Source organism: Paenibacillus sp. FSL L8-0436 (assembly GCF_038593025.1).
In the GTDB taxonomy this organism is placed as follows: Bacteria; Bacillota; Bacilli; order Paenibacillales; family Paenibacillaceae; genus Paenibacillus_AQ.
In genome coordinates, this window is the sequence record NZ_CP151955.1 from 3795129 (window position 1) to 3811531 (window position 16403).

The 16403-nt window shown below is 44.9% G+C and carries 11 protein-coding genes; 7 read left to right on the forward strand and 4 right to left on the reverse strand.

The genetic code is table 11. The annotated features are described in order from the left end of the window. Window positions 1–83 precede the first annotated feature (83 nt). The 3 genes from NSS79_RS17400 (at window position 84) to NSS79_RS17410 (ending at window position 3180) form a co-directional block, all read left to right on the forward strand. The gene (locus NSS79_RS17400; RefSeq protein WP_342435449.1) at window positions 84–626 is read left to right on the forward strand and encodes a GNAT family N-acetyltransferase; all 543 of its coding nucleotides are present in this window, start codon (window positions 84–86) and stop codon (window positions 624–626) included. Between the two features lie 209 nt (window positions 627–835). Beyond that, window positions 836–1258 carry a chemotaxis protein CheW gene (locus tag NSS79_RS17405; protein WP_342435450.1) on the forward strand — a complete coding sequence of 141 codons (423 nt, stop codon included), beginning with the start codon at window positions 836–838 and terminating at the stop codon, window positions 1256–1258. A gap of 266 nt (window positions 1259–1524) precedes the next feature. Next, a complete protein-coding gene (locus NSS79_RS17410; RefSeq protein WP_342435451.1) occupies window positions 1525–3180 on the forward strand; it encodes a DUF6138 family protein in 1656 nt (551 codons plus the stop codon). A 44-nt stretch (window positions 3181–3224) separates the two neighbouring features. Here NSS79_RS17410 and NSS79_RS17415 read toward each other — a convergent pair whose 3' ends face one another. After that, the gene (locus NSS79_RS17415; protein WP_342435452.1) at window positions 3225–3500 is read right to left on the reverse strand and encodes a hypothetical protein; all 276 of its coding nucleotides are present in this window, start codon (window positions 3498–3500) and stop codon (window positions 3225–3227) included. Window positions 3501–3903: 403 nt separating this feature from the next. Here NSS79_RS17415 and NSS79_RS17420 point away from each other — a divergent pair, with 403 nt between their 5' ends. Both NSS79_RS17420 and NSS79_RS17425 read left to right on the forward strand, forming a co-directional pair. Further along, complete coding sequence (locus NSS79_RS17420) at window positions 3904–5295, forward strand: DHA2 family efflux MFS transporter permease subunit (RefSeq protein ID WP_342435453.1); 1392 nt, start codon at window positions 3904–3906, stop codon at window positions 5293–5295. Window positions 5296–5455: 160 nt separating this feature from the next. Continuing rightward, complete coding sequence (locus NSS79_RS17425; protein WP_342435454.1) at window positions 5456–6706, forward strand: MFS transporter; 1251 nt, start codon at window positions 5456–5458, stop codon at window positions 6704–6706. Between the two features lie 147 nt (window positions 6707–6853). On the opposite strand, the gene NSS79_RS17430 is transcribed toward NSS79_RS17425, so the two are convergent. The 3 genes from NSS79_RS17430 to NSS79_RS17440 all read right to left on the reverse strand — a co-directional run bounded on the left by NSS79_RS17430 (window position 6854) and on the right by NSS79_RS17440 (window position 11081). Next, on the reverse strand, window positions 6854–8905 hold the full coding sequence (locus tag NSS79_RS17430) for a serine hydrolase domain-containing protein (RefSeq protein ID WP_342435455.1): 2052 nt from the start codon (window positions 8903–8905) through the stop codon (window positions 6854–6856). Window positions 8906–9055: 150 nt separating this feature from the next. Next, window positions 9056–10339 (reverse strand): ATP-binding protein, encoded by a 1284-nt coding sequence (locus NSS79_RS17435; RefSeq protein WP_342435456.1) that lies wholly within the window; start codon window positions 10337–10339, stop codon window positions 9056–9058. Window position 10340: 1 nt separating this feature from the next. After that, window positions 10341–11081, reverse strand: a complete 741-nt coding sequence (locus NSS79_RS17440) for a LytTR family DNA-binding domain-containing protein (RefSeq protein ID WP_342435457.1) — start codon at window positions 11079–11081, stop codon at window positions 10341–10343. Window positions 11082–13333: 2252 nt separating this feature from the next. On the opposite strand from NSS79_RS17440, the gene ltrA reads away from it, so the two are divergent. Together ltrA and NSS79_RS17450 are read left to right on the forward strand one after the other, a co-directional pair. Then, window positions 13334–14500 (forward strand): group II intron reverse transcriptase/maturase, encoded by a 1167-nt coding sequence (gene ltrA, locus NSS79_RS17445; protein WP_342435458.1) that lies wholly within the window; start codon window positions 13334–13336, stop codon window positions 14498–14500. A 270-nt stretch (window positions 14501–14770) separates the two neighbouring features. Then, window positions 14771–16402, forward strand: coding sequence for a response regulator (locus tag NSS79_RS17450; RefSeq protein WP_342435459.1), 1632 nt, complete (start codon window positions 14771–14773; stop codon window positions 16400–16402). Window position 16403: the final 1 nt, after the last annotated feature.

Consider the following 16403-nt stretch of genomic DNA (forward strand, 5'->3'; position numbering starts at 1 on the left):
GAAAGTGGCAAAATGCTAATATCCCAACCTTTCTTCCTGTGATATGATTATTTAAATATATTTGTTAGTAGGGGATGGTGCAAATGTTAGATCAGCGAGTGTACGTCCGATTCCCGGAGGAAGCGGACGCCGAACAATTGACAGCAATGTTCAAGCAAAATCGGGAGTTTTTTGAGAAGTTTTCACCAACCAACCCCGATGAGTTCTATACGGAGGAGCAGCAGCTCCAAATGATTAAGAAGAGTAAGGCTGATAGAGCGGAGGACCGGAAATATGACTTCATAGTATGCCACATGGCGGACGACCGGATTATTGGTAACGTAGGGCTGTCCTTTGTGGTGCGGGGCCCGCTTCAGTGCTGCATGATCGGATACTGCCTGGACCAGGATTATAACGGCAAGGGTTATATGACGGAGGCTGTGAAGCAGGTGGTGCGCTATGCCTTCGAGGAGCTGAAGTTTCACCGGATCACAGGGGAAGCCTCTCCCCGGAATCCCGGATCCATGCGCGTGCTTGAGAATGCCGGGTTCCACAAAGAAGGCATCGCTCAAAGTAATGTGAAGATCAATGGGGTCTGGGAGGATCATCAGGTTCTGGCCATTATCAATCCCTCCGAGCGCAGCTAACTTGAACGATTATATAATCGACCTTGATTGGCGTTGTGCCTTTCAAGGTTTTTTCAACAATCCATTATAAATAAAAAAATTATCGTATCATATCTTCGTCACTTCCTTCCGAAAGTAAATAGAAAGACTTTAATCAAAGTGTGATACATTTGTTTGACTATTCTAAACAACAAAGAGCTTATTTGACATCAGAAGGAGCTGGCTAATTTATGGATCAAATCATTGTATTCAAACTCGGAAATGAAGACTTTGGACTCGATATTAATACTATCGGGGAAATCCAAGATTCTAAAAAATCCACACCGCTTCTATTCGCCGAACCTTGGCACGAAGGATTCACAACTATTTACGGAGAACTCTACACTGTCATTAACCTGAGAATAAAACTGAATATTTCTCGTCAGGAACGCCGTGAACAAGACAAGTTCATCATTTTGCATACACATAAATTAGCTTTAGTTGTTGATTCTGTTGAAGACATTGCCTCCGCTGCTGATTCTGTCGTTCATGAACCACCTGATAATCCCAATAAGCAAGTGATCGAGTGTAGGTATGAATCCAAGAATCGTATGATTTCGGTCTTGAATGTCCAAGCACTCATTGATTCAACACTTCTTAAGGCAAGTGAGTAACGATATTCATACAATTATCTGCTGAAGTAAGGGAAAGATCAAATTAAGTAGACTATTTATTTCATTTTGGACGTCCTAAGCAGTTAAGGGACGTCTTTTCTTCGTACACGGGACGTCCAACCACGCTGGCTTTAAAACCTGTTTCCGATCAATTTATAGGAACCCAGCATAGAACTGGGTCTCGCGCCTAATTGTTCTGCCTTGGAGGACAGGCTATGATAGAAAGTAACTTATAACAGCACTAAATAAAGGAGCACTTTATGGAAATGGATTCCACGTTAGAAACGATTCTGGACGAAATGAAACAGGAAATTGATAATTGGATAGCCTATATTAGCAATAAGGATGCAGATAAAATCGTAAAACGTACCACACTGCAGGTGGGAATTCACGGTCATGCTCTGCTCGAATATGCCAAGGGCAGGGTTGACGTGACGGATGATGAGCTCAATCTCACTTTGCCTGGAGGTAAGGCTATCCCCGGCGAGCTGCTGAGCAAGGAAGAAGTGCGAGAGCAGATTGTCCCTGAGCTTGCTTCTTATATGCAGCATAAATTGAATGCGCTGCCTTCGGCGCTAATCGATTATCAATTTACTTTTGACGGCAAGTTTCGGACGCGGGAGGGCGGAGTCAACGTTCGTATTCTCGAATTCGTTGACGAGACAAAGAAGCAACAATTGCTGGAACGAATCTCCATCTATATTGCGGATAAGCTCAAAGCGGGAAAGTTTCCGACCAAACCTTTGGAGACATTTTTCCTTTCCAGACACCTGTTGGACGAGAGGCTCTTCCCTGACACAGATCCCGGTGTAATCATTTCTATTTTCGAGAACATTCAACAAGTGAATAAAGGGAACAAGCATCTTGCTGAGCATCGGAATAATGTTACCGGGGCTTTGAGGAATTGGGTAGAGAGTCATTGGTTGCCCTGTTATTTCGATAATATAGGGACACAGTGGCAGAAAGAATATAAGAAAAGAAGCGATGCCCGGCTGGAAAATACGGAGCAAGGTGCGATCGAGCTGGCCCTCTATGCTGCAATCCTGATTCTTAAATACGAACCTTCCTATAGTAGAAGTGTGGGGCTGACCATTTTGAATTGCGCTATCGAATTGGGAAGCGCCAAGGCAAAACTTCTGACAAAGGAAGGCAGTGGAACGTTCGCCAAGGAGGACGTCAGCTTTCGCGATGAACTGGCGGAATGCACGGCCAACGATGTGTTTGCCGAGGTGACCATAGCCATTAAGCAAGAAACGGAGGAGAGCTACGCGCGGGCACTCCGGTTTCTGACTCACTTGCTAAGCCTGGGCTTCCCGAAAAGCTATCAAATCAAACTGAAATCAAGCGTCAAGCAATGGCTGCCGATGAAAGGGTTGGCAAAGTCGAGCACGCACCGATTCTTTGCCAACGCCCTGGAATATCCGAATTTGCACCCCTTGCTGGAGGAGTACGCCCGGGTGGCGATGGAAACATTCGAATGGTATGCGGATACGGAAGGCGAAAAAAATTGCATGCCGGGCAGTTATGCGGTCTTCGGCCTTGGGCTTACAGATCAGGATTATTTTCCATTAGTAGAACAATACATGGGGATGGTTGACGAAGAACACCAGTCCGTTCAGAATCACTTCACAGTCGCGTTGGCCGAACGGCATGGCATTCACTTGGAGACAATTCCTACGCTGGTGAAATGTATGCTGCACAGCACGGATTCGATGAAGCTGAAGATTCAAACCGATATAGAAAATGAGGCTCATCTCCGGCTGCTGCTCGAACAAGTACGCGGTCTGCAGAACTATGAGGTGGAGCATATCGTTTATTTGATCTGGGGCGGAACGGACAAACTGAAGAAGATAGCCGCCAAAGCCGAAGGGGATCGGGGAAAATGGCTTTCTGAGCTGGCACAAGCCACCCGCTGCAGTTAGCCTTGGCGATTATCCTGCGAAGTGTTTTCTAATTGAGCGTTAGGTTATCTGGATGGCAAAAGTTTAATTTGGGGAGCATCTTCATTCTTATAAATCGGAATGAGCTGAACGAGACCTTTGTCTTCGTCAACCACCGGAACTTCAATCAGATTCCGATCTGAAGTTGGAAGGTGGGAATCAGAAACTAATTCCGAGCTAACGTTGTCTACTATTGGTGATTCTACAAATTGTTCATTTAGCGTATCCGACTTTCCAAAGATGAAGACAGCAGTAAATAGTATGGCACTCAAACTTATATACTTGATACGTAATTTCATCATTCCTACCTCCGTAAACGATTAATTTGAAGCCTTAACTATATTCTACATTAAAGTGGGTGAGGATCGTAGCAATATCGTGGAGGTTCGAGTCCTCTCGACCGCATCATTTACTATCAAAGATCCGTTAACTGCTCTAGAAGCAGTTAACGGATCTTTTTGTTTTATAAGGGCAAGCACATGAATAAGTGAAAATTAGATTGACAAAATAATCTATTAGATATATTGTGGATATTCGAAGTCTATTATTTATCTTTATTATAGATATATTGTATCTATAATGTATTTTATCAATCTTGAAAGGATGATTCATAACTCATTCAATCGAAAGGGATAACTGTATCCATACACGCGTTGCAGCAGCTCGCTGCATCCGAATAGTACTTCTGAAAGCGGTGAAGATAGCTTGACTAATAAACCCAGCATTATTGTTGCCTCCCTGGTGGTTGCCAATTTTCTAGCCCAATTGATGCAAACGATGTTAAATACGGCGTTGCCGCGTGTCATGCAGGATCTTGCAATTCATGAGAATCAAGCGCAGTGGCTGATTACAGTGTATTACCTGATGATAGGTATAACTGTTCCTATTGCCGGATTTTTGATCGGAAAGTTTACCACGAGGGCCTTGTTCATGGCCTCTGTCGGAGCGTTCACAGCAGGAACATTGGTTGCCGGGATCGCCTGGAGTTTCCCGCTAGTCCTGACGGGGCGTTTGGTTCAAGGCATCGGTGCGGGCCTGTTGTTTCCGCTGTTTCAGACGACAATACTCAGAGTCTTTCCGAAGGAGAAAATCGGTGCAGCGATGGGAGTAGTCGGTTTGGTCCTGGGGCTGGCTCCGGCGCTTGGGCCCACTCTGTCTGGGTTCGTGGTTCAGAACCATTCATGGAGACTGTTGTTTTACGCTGTGGCGCCGCTTGCAGCCGCCAATTTATTCTTAGCGCATTTCACGCTGCGGAATGTAGGAGAGACTCATCAGACCAAACTCGACTCCAGGTCCATTATCTATTCTTCACTCGGATTCGCTGGTATTTTGTATGGATTTAGCATTGTCGGGGAAGAAATGGGAAATTCCGCTGTCGCTGGGGTCATCCTTCTGGCCGGATTCCTGATCGTGGCGGTGTTTATTAAAAGACAGCTCAAGCTCACGGCACCTTTGCTCGATTTCAAGCTGTTTCGGCACCGCTCCTTTACCCGATCTTCCATTGTGGGGGTGATCTTGTTTGCGGTGATGGTGGGGGTTGAGATGCTTCTTCCTCTGTATGCACAGACGATAAGAGGCTTAACACCTCGGGAGTCCGGGCTTATGCTGTTACCGGGTGCATTGCTGATTGGTGTCTCCGGTCTGATCTCAGGCAGGCTATATGACCGGTTTGGGGTTAGCCGCGTAACTCAGGGAGGATTTCTGCTCATTCTGATCATGGCATTGACTCTTGCCCTCACGTTATCAACAGAGACGTCCTTTAATCTACTGGTTATAATGTATGCCCTGCTTATGTTTGGAGTAGGGGCGGTAATGTCTCCAATTACGGCCTATGCCATGGCAAGTATCCCAAACACTATGGTTGCTCATGCTTCTCCAATGACGATTACGCTGCGCTCGCTCAGCAGTTCAATAGGAGGTGCCTTGCTTGTAACGATAATGACTTCAACTGCGAGTGCCAGTTCCTTATCCTTTCCGCTGGATATGCTCCAAGGCATCCACATTGCATTCTGGACATTGACGGCTTTTGCCGGATTAGGATTATACTTGTCTTTTCATCTGCAAGAAGTGAGAAAGCTCAAACCTGCTAATATTTGATTTCTTAAATCTATCCTGTGTTAGTTTTCGGATATGCATTCTGTAATTTCAGACTTTAGAAGGATGTGCACGATGATGAGGTCAGTATAATTAGGAATTGAAAGGAGAGGCATTCGATTCATTAAGATAAGTATTTTAGACAAATTGGGGGTTGAAAAGATTGAGTAGGCACGAAAATAGCTCCAATGCACCAAGCCTGTTTCGTAATCGGTTCCTTCAGACGATTTTATTATCAAGTGTGCTCCTGCAGATCGGCATCTGGGTACGTAATTTCGCTATTCTCCTATACGTTGCGGATAGAACAAACAATGACCCCTATGCCATTTCGCTAATCAGCGTAGCTGAATTCGCGCCTATTTTTGTTTTTTCTTTCATCGGAGGTACTTTTGCCGACCGTTGGAGGCCGAAGCGAACGATGATCTGGTGCGATTTATTATCCGCGGTATCGGTATTCGTAGTACTTCTGACCATCCATTACGGTTCCTGGCACTCCGTCTACCTTGTCGCCTTCATCTCAGCTATTCTTTCGCAGTTCTCGCAGCCTTCAAGCATGCGATTGTTTAAGTATCATGTGCGGGAAGAACAGCTGCAGCAAGGGATGGCTTTATTCCAATCGCTGATGGCTATCTTCATGGTGCTTGGCCCTATGCTTGGCACCTTCGTTTACAGCAAGTTTGGCCTTGAAACTTCGATCGCTGTAATGGGCGTAGTATTTCTGCTTTCTGCACTCGTCCTTATTCGGCTGCCTGAGGATAATATGGAACCTCAGAAAGCTGCTGTAAAAGGGCAGTTCCGTAAAGATTTCATAGAAGGCTTTCGTTATGTCTGGCAAAGCCAGGTGCTACGTATGCTTGGACTTGCGTTTATTCTTGCGGGACTTTCGGTTGGCATAGCCCAAGCTCTCAACCTGTTTATTGTAACGGAGCGGCTAGGCAAAAGTGAGGAATTCCTGCAATATCTGCTGATGGTGAATGGTGCAGCCATGCTGATCGGGGGCGGGATCGTAGCCGTATTCGCAAAGCGGGTTCCGCCGCAGCTTCTTCTAGCGATAGGGATGCTGGCAGGCGCGGTCTGTACAGTGATTGTCGGGTATTCGACGAGCGTTCCGGTCACGCTGACTGTTCAATTTCTGAATGGGCTAGTATTCCCTTGCATTCATATTGGGATTAGCACAATGATTCTGAAATGGTCACATGCTTCCATTGTCGGCCGGGTGAACGGGGTTCTGAATCCGATGTTCGTTGGGATGATGGTCGTTTCCATGTCTTTCGCTGGTGTGTTAAAAGATGCCTTCTCGCTGGGTACGATCTATAGCGGAGCAGGATTATTATTTCTTCTTGGCGCACTGGTCATGTTGCCGATCATGAACCAAAAAGCACCGGATCACGCACATACCGCACAAAAGACATAATATCGAAAGACGGCAGCCATTCAATATTTTGGATAGACTGCCGTCTTTTTAATACGGACAAAATAAAGTTTTTACACCTAAGAAGCAGGGGAACTTGCGGGAATAGCGTTTCAAAATCAAAGAATTGCGGCTTCTTCTTGATAACCTCTATTTCTTCATACTAATCTGAAAAACATCTCCTGCCTCGCCGCCGAAAACAATCATCCCGCCCTTTGGGAGGGCGACTGGCTTATCTTTATTAAAGATAGAGGAGAACACAAGCATTCCTTTCTCATCGTAAACGACGAATCCTCCGGTTGCCGGAGCCTCAACGCTCATCATTTTAGCAGCCGAATTGTCACCGATTTTGAACCATACGGCATGACCGTTATCCTCAATCGTGCAGATCGACGTTTTTCCGCCGTAGATTGGATTAACAGCATCCTCACTTAGATAAGACTGCCCATCTATTGTCAAATACTCTTTGTTGTTCACGGTATGGAAGCTCAAATTGAAGGCATCCCTTCCGTTCATAACCGGAATTTCAACGGCATTTACAGCTGTATGCTCATCAACAATTTTAGTACCTGATGCATAGCCGTTTTCACTATCCACAGCTATATTTTTGACTAAGATGGCAGGGGAGAGGTAGAATAGCGAATTGATCTTTTCTCCCAACTCATAGTAATTTTTACCGTTTCTTTTTTCCCATGCGGCTTTGGTTGCCGCCTGCAGAGGATTGGCATCAAGCTTCTGATATTCATAGGTGACCATAATCGTTTGCCCGATTCCGGGAATATCCACATATGAATTTAGCTTAATATAGGTATTTCCATTCGATTGTTTGTCAAAGCTTATCGACACATTGCCATCGTTGTTTTTGAATTGTCCTTTGCCTGTATACACATAGGTTTGTGGCGGAATAATCCCCCCGACCAGAGCGGGAAGTTTCAACTCTCCGTTCTTAATCTCCACATCGATCGTTGTGCCAACTGCACCGTATAGTCCAGAATAAGTGAGCTGCTCCTCCGGCATGTTGACCTTCACGGATGGTTCAAAGGTTCGATCCGGCAAAACCTCTTTGATCTTGCCTTTTTCCTGTAAATATTCCAGTAGAACATTAGTTGCAAAAATACTATTGTAGATCGAACTCCCTCCCGATGACAGGACAGCGATTGAAATATTATGTTCAGGCAATGAAGTCAAGGCAGCATGATACATAATGGTATCCCCGCCTTTGGATAAGGCCTTGATGCCGTAATCATCAAACGGAGCCAAGCTGACGGCATCCCAGCCTAAACCATAGTTATAGATGTTTGTCTCCTCAGGTACCCACACGCCATTTCTATATTCAGGATTTTGCATCGCGGTGGATGACTTCTCTGATAAAATATTCGTCCGATTACCGATCAATAAATCCCCGAAAATTGTAATCTCTTCAGCAGTGGAGTAGAGCCCGCCTGCACCAATGACGTTGGCATTCTCAACTGGCAAAGCCTGTTCCATTGTAGGGTAATAGGTTTTCGCCAGTTTTTCTCTGTCAAAAGCACTAAGCGGCGTTTTGGTGGAGATTAATTTCAGCGGCTGGATAACCTTCTGATCCAGAAATTCGGTATAGCTTAAGCCGCTTACTTGTTCCACGAGGATTTCCAGCAGCTGAAATCCATCGTTACAATACACCGAATATTCGCCCGGGTTGGACTTTAAACGCTCAGATTGAAGCCTCAGCAATAACTCATCATGACTGCGGGTATCATTGTCATCGAACAGCATGCTATTTGCATAATGAGTTCCGTAAAGCCCTGACGAATGATTCATAAGCATGCGTGGTGTGATTTTCTTATATCTTTCATCGGCCATGGTAAAATCCTTGATATACGTGACAAGCGGTTGATCGATATCGATTTTGCCCACATCAGCCAGCATCATCGCTGCAGCTGTTACATGCATTTTGCTGACGGAGCCGATACCGAACATTGTGTCCTTCGTAATTGGAGCGTTGGCGGCTTTATTGCGAACACCCGCACTGTCGGATAATACAATCGATCCCGAATCCATAATGGCGTACTGCAAGCCAGTTACCCCATAGTCGGATACGATTTTTGCTGCCAGTTTTTGAGCCTTCTCCTGTACGGTTTCCTTGCTGATTTGTGCTGAAGCCGAACTCATGGGTATGACCACAAGCATAGCTGCCATTACTACAGCAATGATTTTCTTCATGCTTACTTCCTCCTTAGGTTCCTTTACCGGAATTCACCGGGATTTAATGGTCTGTATTCAGCATACAAGAGAGGAAGCTGGTATATGCAAAAACACCCCGAAACGCCAAAAAACAATCCCTAAACAACAACTTGTTTAGGGATTGTCCGTTCAAAAGGGCAGCATGACCATATTGTGAAAGGTTTTTTGCTTGGTTTCAATAGTCATATGTCCGCCGTATTTATCACAGAGTCTTGCGATATTCGTGAGCCCGATGCCATGATTCTCCGGGTTAGGCTTTTGGCTGCGCAAAGGAACGACTTCATTATCCATATGGTTAAGGATGTGTATGAACAGAGCGGACTCATGGGAAAATATCTTGATCACCACGTACCGGTCCTCTGCGATTTTCACATGCTTGGAAGCTTCAATCGCATTATCTAACATATTTCCGAGTACGACACATAAGTCATAGCGATCTATCAATATCTCAGGAGAATACAAGTTCAGCTTCGTATCTATCCGAATGCCATTCGCTTGTCCGATGTTAAGCGTATTAGTAACGAGGGCGTCTATCACCAAATGGCCTGTATTTACCCGCTGATAGGAGCCTTCGACTTTATTTAACGTCGTTCGGATATGCTCTAATGCTGCCGCCGGCTCATTTCGCTTAATACACTCCTCGATATAGAGAAACTGCTGGTTCGTGTCGTGAATTATTCTTTTGATCGATTTAAAGCTGTGTACAGTCTTTTCATAATTTGCATCCTGGTAGTCCATCTGCTGCTGCAGTTGGGCATTCTCATGCTTGAACTGGAATTTATCAATAATCGTATCAAAAATGTAGATGATCATCACGTTTATAAAAAGAAATCCAATAGCAGAAAGGAAGTAATGGATGTTCATCTCATTGTAATTCGTGAGCACATTCAGCTGGTAGATGCTGATGATAGGGACAAGTATAAATAATATATAGTAACGATAATGCAAAGAGAAGCTTCTGCGTTTGGCAATCAGCCGGATAATTTGAATGACGGCAAACATAATCGTGAAGCTGAGCAGGGTGGCCTTGAATAACAAGTTCTGATTCTGTTCATTTACTGGATCAAGACTGGTAAGGTCAACCGAATCCAACAGATAAAAAAAATAGTTCGAAATAAAATTAACAATAGACATTAACACACCATACAGCACAGTAAAAATGACCTTTGTTTTCAGTTCCACAGTATAGGCTAGCGCCAAACTAAAGATGACCACTAAAGCGAGGATCGAAGAAATCACAAAGGAAACCGGAACGGAAATATAAACGTAACCAAGCACCCCGAAAATAATAAAGTAAATCCACCGCTTTTGCTTTTGGGCAGATTTGTCAAACACCGAGTTAAAGAAATAAATGATCTGAAGGCACATCACAACCTCAACAAACAACCCAAACATCCAGTTGTTCGTAATCATCTCAATGGACCTTCATTATCATAAATTTGGTGTAACAATCCTTAACCTCTTTCAGTTTAGAGCGGCCGATCGGCAGCTCAATCCCACCTGACATAAGCACAACTCCGCTGGCGAACTTCCGCACATGAAGCAGATTAATAATGACGGAACGGTGGATTTGCAGGAAGTTGTTGTCCTTGAGTGCCAGAGCATAATCGGTAAGGATGCCTTTACCTTCATAGGTTTGATTGAGGGTTATAAAATTCAGCTTACTTTTTATGGTTAGGCTTTTAGCCGCTTCGATCGCAATGATATCATCATGCTTCAGCACAATTTCTTCAAAGGCCGACTTGATGATCATAAACTTTTTATCAAGGGCTTGGAAGTATTGGCATAGCTTGATCATTTTCTCCTCTAACACCTGGGGAGTAATGGGTTTGATTAAATACTGGAAGGTCATTACGTCAAAGCTTTCCACCATATATTCCGGGTAGCTTGTCAGAAACACAATTTGTTCATCCAGGTGTTTTAAATTCCGTATTTGGCGGGCAGTCTGAATCCCGTTTATACCACCCATTTCAACATCCAATATTAAAATGTGAAAGGGGGGGGCATTACGCTCATAATGAGATACAAGCTGCTCCCCTGAGCTGAATTCCTCAATTTCAAAATCAATATTCACCTTGATCGACAACGCAATCAGCAAGCCTTTGACAATCTCTCTTTGTTTGTCCTCATCATCGCAAATAGCCACTCGATACATAGTGGATCACCTCTCTTTTCTAATGCCGCTGTTCTAGAGCTTGATCTAACTATCATACAAGCTTTCGAGCTTGAATAAATCATTTTTGGACGAAATGCAGATTTGAATCCCTCAAGTGCATGTGTAAACGAACCCTTTCAATTTCCTATGTATCAGAACGAGAAGTGATTTGAGTCTTTGCATATTTTACAATTCAGCTATTTTGAATATGACAAAGCTGCTCATATTTACCTGCTGATTTCCGGCAAATGGTAGTAGGTCCCGTTAGTCCTTGAGGTCCCGGTAATTGCTATTTTAACTTCGAGAGTACATGTTTCCCCAGGCATTAGAACAAAGTACCTTGAATACCTGTGGGATTATAAGAATTTACAAGGATTAATTTACCTTTGTCCCTTAGAGGGGATTAATCCTGCGAAAACAGGAATAGAAGGTTACTACTACCAACCAGATGAATTAGGAAGCGCAGGAATTTGGAAGAAAGGGGTATTTCCATACCCTAATGTTGTCTATCGCAGGATTGGAGTAAAAAGAAACGATAAATACGACCACTTGCTGGTTAGTGTTGGCCAAAAGATCTTTAATCCAAGCTTTTTAGATAAATGGGCAGTGTGGAAGGCTCTTCAGGATAACCCTAAGATAACCCCCCATCTACCTAAAACAGCATTATTGAGAAATGCAAAAGATGTTATTTGCATGTTAAAAGACTATGGTTCAGTTTATTTTAAACCGGTGAGCGGCTCCTTCGGCAGAGGTATAGTAAAGATCGAATTAACCAACAAGGGTTATCTTTATTGTGTTACCAAAAGAGGCGGCGGGCTTACTTATTTCAGCAGTCAGTAAGTTTGAAAGTCCATAATAAACACATCGACTTTCGAGTGATAATGCAGAAAAACAATACACAAACCTGGAACTGTACTGGTATTATTGCTAGATATGGTATGAAAGGAAAGCATTACACCAATGATGTAAGTGCGCTGAAATTGGGAGTGGTGGTTTGAAAAATGCATTACATTTAAATGATCTACAGACTAAACTCAAGACTCAGGAAATTCTGTCTTTATGTACTTTGGTTTGCGAAAACCTTGATGAGTTACATGGACCCTATGCGGATTTAGGTTTAGATGTGGCAATTGATACTAATTCTAAGGGTGGTTACTTGAGATCAATTTTAGGCATATGCATAACATTGCTGCACTAGTTGGCCAACAGAGTAGTATGTATAGTAAGGTAATAACACGCCCGTTAGAATTTGCAAAAGCATTTGCTGGATACAGCGCTCCATAAACATAGTTTATTTCGAACAACATTTTTTAACTTTATCAACTTATCTATCTTTAGATTACCGGTTTATTCTAACCGGTTTTTTTGTGCGCCTCACAGTCGCACCATCTAGGTGGTTCAAATCCACCCGGTAACTTTACCCTTTAAAGTGCCGTAGCCGAAGCAGACATCCGGCAACCACAGGTTGCCGGATGGGCAGGGTGTCTTCCGCGAGGAAGAATCCGAAGGGCCTGCAGGCAAAGTCCAGCCCGGAATGCAGTGAACCAGAGGTGGCGGCGATGTCGGGCGACCCGCCAAGAAAACGGGGAAGCCTATACGAAAACGTGTATCTTACAGGAAAACAACCAAAGGGACATGACCTGTAGGACTCATCGACGTGTTTAGGGTCAGGATGGATGGAACAGAAGGTGCAGATAACTGAGGGAAGTCTCGTAGTCTCCTTGGCGCAAACGCGGACGAGGTAGGGGAGGTATAACCGAAAGGGAAAGTCAAGCCGAAGGGCTGCGAGATGGCGGATCGTTCCGTAGTAGTGAGTAAATTCGGGCCAATGAAAGCTGGTAACAGACTGGAGGAGAAAACCCGGATGAGTATGTGCCTAAATTTTTTTTTTAGAGGCAAGTAGCCAGAAAAAAAAAAAAAAGAGTAGTGTCGCATACCCTGCTCTCATTCCAAAAGAGGAGAGACAGAGGCGAAGGGAACGTGCTTCGTCAAAGCCTGTGCGTATTCGTGAGTGGAGATCGTAAACGTCTTAAACCAGCGAGGGTTTGACCGAGAGGGTATGTCCCGCCGAGAGCGAGAGAGCGCTTGGGGATGAGGCAAACTGACGACCTGAGTACATCCAAAGGCAGCAGGAGCGATTGAAGGTTTTTTTTCTAACACGTAGTTGCCGGGATGGAACAAGTAAGGAATCGATACTCTGTAGCGAAAACAAGACCAGCTTGGTGAGTAACGGTAAAGGTGGTGAAACACCAATGAAACCGAAAAGACGTTACTACTCCTTAATCGATAAGGTATACCAAATGAACAATCTGCACGAAGCGTGGCTATCGGTGAAGAAGAATCAAGGAAGTGGCGGTGTAGACGGCGTCAGCATCGAAATGTACGAGAAGAGCCTGAGCACGAACCTGAGGGAACTCCAAAGGTTACTGCAGCAGGGGCGTTACGTACCCGATCCTGTGCGCAGACGGTATATCGAGAAGGAAAATGGGAAATTAAGACCGCTCGGCATTCCCACGGTCCGGGATCGGATCTGTCAGCAAGCCGTCCGTCAAATCATTGAGCCCATCTTCGAAGAGGATTTTTACTATTATAGCTTTGGCTTTCGGGCAGGATACTCGGCACATCAAGCTATACGGACCATTCGTAGAGCCAAACGAAACGGATATGAACATGTGGTAGACCTAGACATCGAATCCTTCTTCGATGAAATCCCGCACGAAGGACTCATGGAAAAAGTGCAGGAGAGAATCACAGACGGAAAAGTGCTGACGCTCATTCGCGGATGGCTAACGGCTGGAATCATGGAAGATGATCAGTTCCATGAAACGGAAATCGGTTCTCCCCAAGGCGGGGTCATCTCGCCCCTGCTCGCGAACATATACTTGAACAGCTTCGACTGGGGCATGAAGGAAAAAGGGTTTGCGGTGGTGAGGTACGCGGACGACGCAGTAATCCTGTGTAAGACCAAGGAGGAAGCAGAGGCAGCGTACGGAGAGGCCAAACGAATACTGGAAGAGGAACTGCATTTACGAATGCATCCGGAGAAAACGAAAGTCGTCCACTATGACGAAGGATTCCGATTTTTAGGATTTGATCATTGGAAGGATTATTTGCTCGTACCGGAAGCAAAGGTAAAGAAGTTCAAGGAAAAGATTCGGAAGGTCACGCGCAGACAGCAAGGAAAGAACCTGGAAGAGATGTTAAAGAAGCTAAATGAGATCGTCCGAGGATTTGGGAATTATTTCGGCATAGGGAATGTAAAGAAGAAGTTTGGGCGGCTAGACCAATGGACGCGCATGAGGGTGCGAGCCTACATGCGCCAAAAGAAGTCGACGGTTTCCAATCGGTTGATTCCGAACAAGGCATTGGAATCGGCAGGAATGGTATTTCTAACAAGCTTACTCACCACACGTTCCTAATTCAGGAGTGAAATAGGCAATCCGGCGACGGATGAAGGAAACTCACTCCTGAAGATGGGGAACTGACGAAGGAAAGCCGTGTGCGGGAAATCCGCATGCACGGTTTGACGGGGAGTCCGAGGGAGTAATCCCTCGTCTTACCCTACACGTACACTAAGAACTATCGATGATACCCGAGTTAGAGTTTCATTCTCTAAAGATAAGGGTATATAAGCTATATTTTCGAAATATAATCGCAAGCAAGCCACAAGTTGGGAAGTGAGGGGCGTCATGGATTCTGCAGTCAACATCCTGCTAGTAGACGATCACCCGGAAAACTTGGTTGCCATTGAGGCCGTTCTCAGCGGAGAACCTTATCGTCTGGTTCGGGCATATTCCGGTATTGAGGCTTTGCGCTGTTTATTGGAAGAGGAGTTTGCCGTCATTGTCATGGATGTGCAAATGCCGGAAATGGACGGGTTAGAGACAGCCAGCATCATCCGGACCCGGGAGAAAACCAAATTCGTCCCCATCATCTTTATGACAGCCACCAGCAATAAAATGGAGCATATCTTCGCAGGCTATTCCGTTGGTGCGATGGATTATATGACGAAACCCTTCGTTCCGCAAATTTTTAAATCCAAAATCGAGGGTTACGTCAGTATGTATGAAGCTAACAAAACCCTTCAGATCCAAAGTGAAATGTTGAAGAAACAGACGAGGCAGTTAGAGAAAACTAATCAGGAGCTGATCCAAGCTAAGGAAACGGCGGAGATCGCCTCCCGTGTGAAATCAGAGTTTCTGGCCATGATGAGCCATGAAATCCGGACTCCGCTGAATGGGATCATAGGCATGTCTGATCTGCTATTCGCCTCCGATTTGCCGGAAGAATATTCAGAGATGGCAGGGATTATCCATACTAGCAGCAATGCACTGCTTTCTGTCATCAACCATGTTCTCGACTTTTCAAAAATTGAATCCGGAAAAATGGAATTGGAGGAGGAACCCTTCTCCCTTCAGCACTGCCTGATTGAAACGATTGATTTGTTTACAGCCAAAATCAGGGAACGAAATCTGGAAGTGGTGGTACTGGTTGATCCTTCGCTGCCGCCATGTATAAAAGGGGACATGAATCGCCTCCGTCAGGTGTTGAATAATCTGGTGGGTAATGCCGTAAAGTTTACGCATGAAGGCAGTGTATACATAATGGTAAACAAGCTCGCGGAGACGGAGAATTCGCTAACGCTTGAGTTTATGATTAAAGATTCCGGGATCGGAATCCCTCCGGATAAGATAAACGAACTGTTTCAGCCGTTCTCCCAGTTGGATGCCTCAACTACACGTAAGTTCGGAGGCACGGGGCTCGGATTATCGATCAGCAAATCCTTGGTTGAACTAATGGGCGGCACGATCCGGGTAGAACCGTCGAATGAACCCGGCGCAACGTTCATTTTTACAATTGCAGTCAAGACGCTCATGAGCCCAGTTGAGTCAGATCGGAAGCCGCTGCATACGGATGCTACAACCCAGAGCCATACGCCGGCTCCGATTCGTGTCTTGGTTGGAGAAGATGACAACGTAAGCCGGAGACTAATGAAACAAATGCTGGAAGCACTCGGCTTCTTTGCCGATTTGGCGGAGAACGGCACAGAGGTACTGGCAGCTTTGGAACAAACGCCTTACGATCTGCTTTTCCTCGATCTCCGAATCCCCTTTAAAGAGGGCTGGGAGACTGTACAAGAAATCAAAACGAAAGTTATAGACAAACAAACTGTGATCATTGCCATGACGGCTAACGTTTCTAAGGAAACGATGCAGCGGTGTTTGTCCTCGGGCATGGACGATTTTATCGCCAAGCCTGTTCGATCAGAAGATATAAAACAGGTCATTCAAAAATATGTGATGAAAAAGGGGCAGTGTTGAG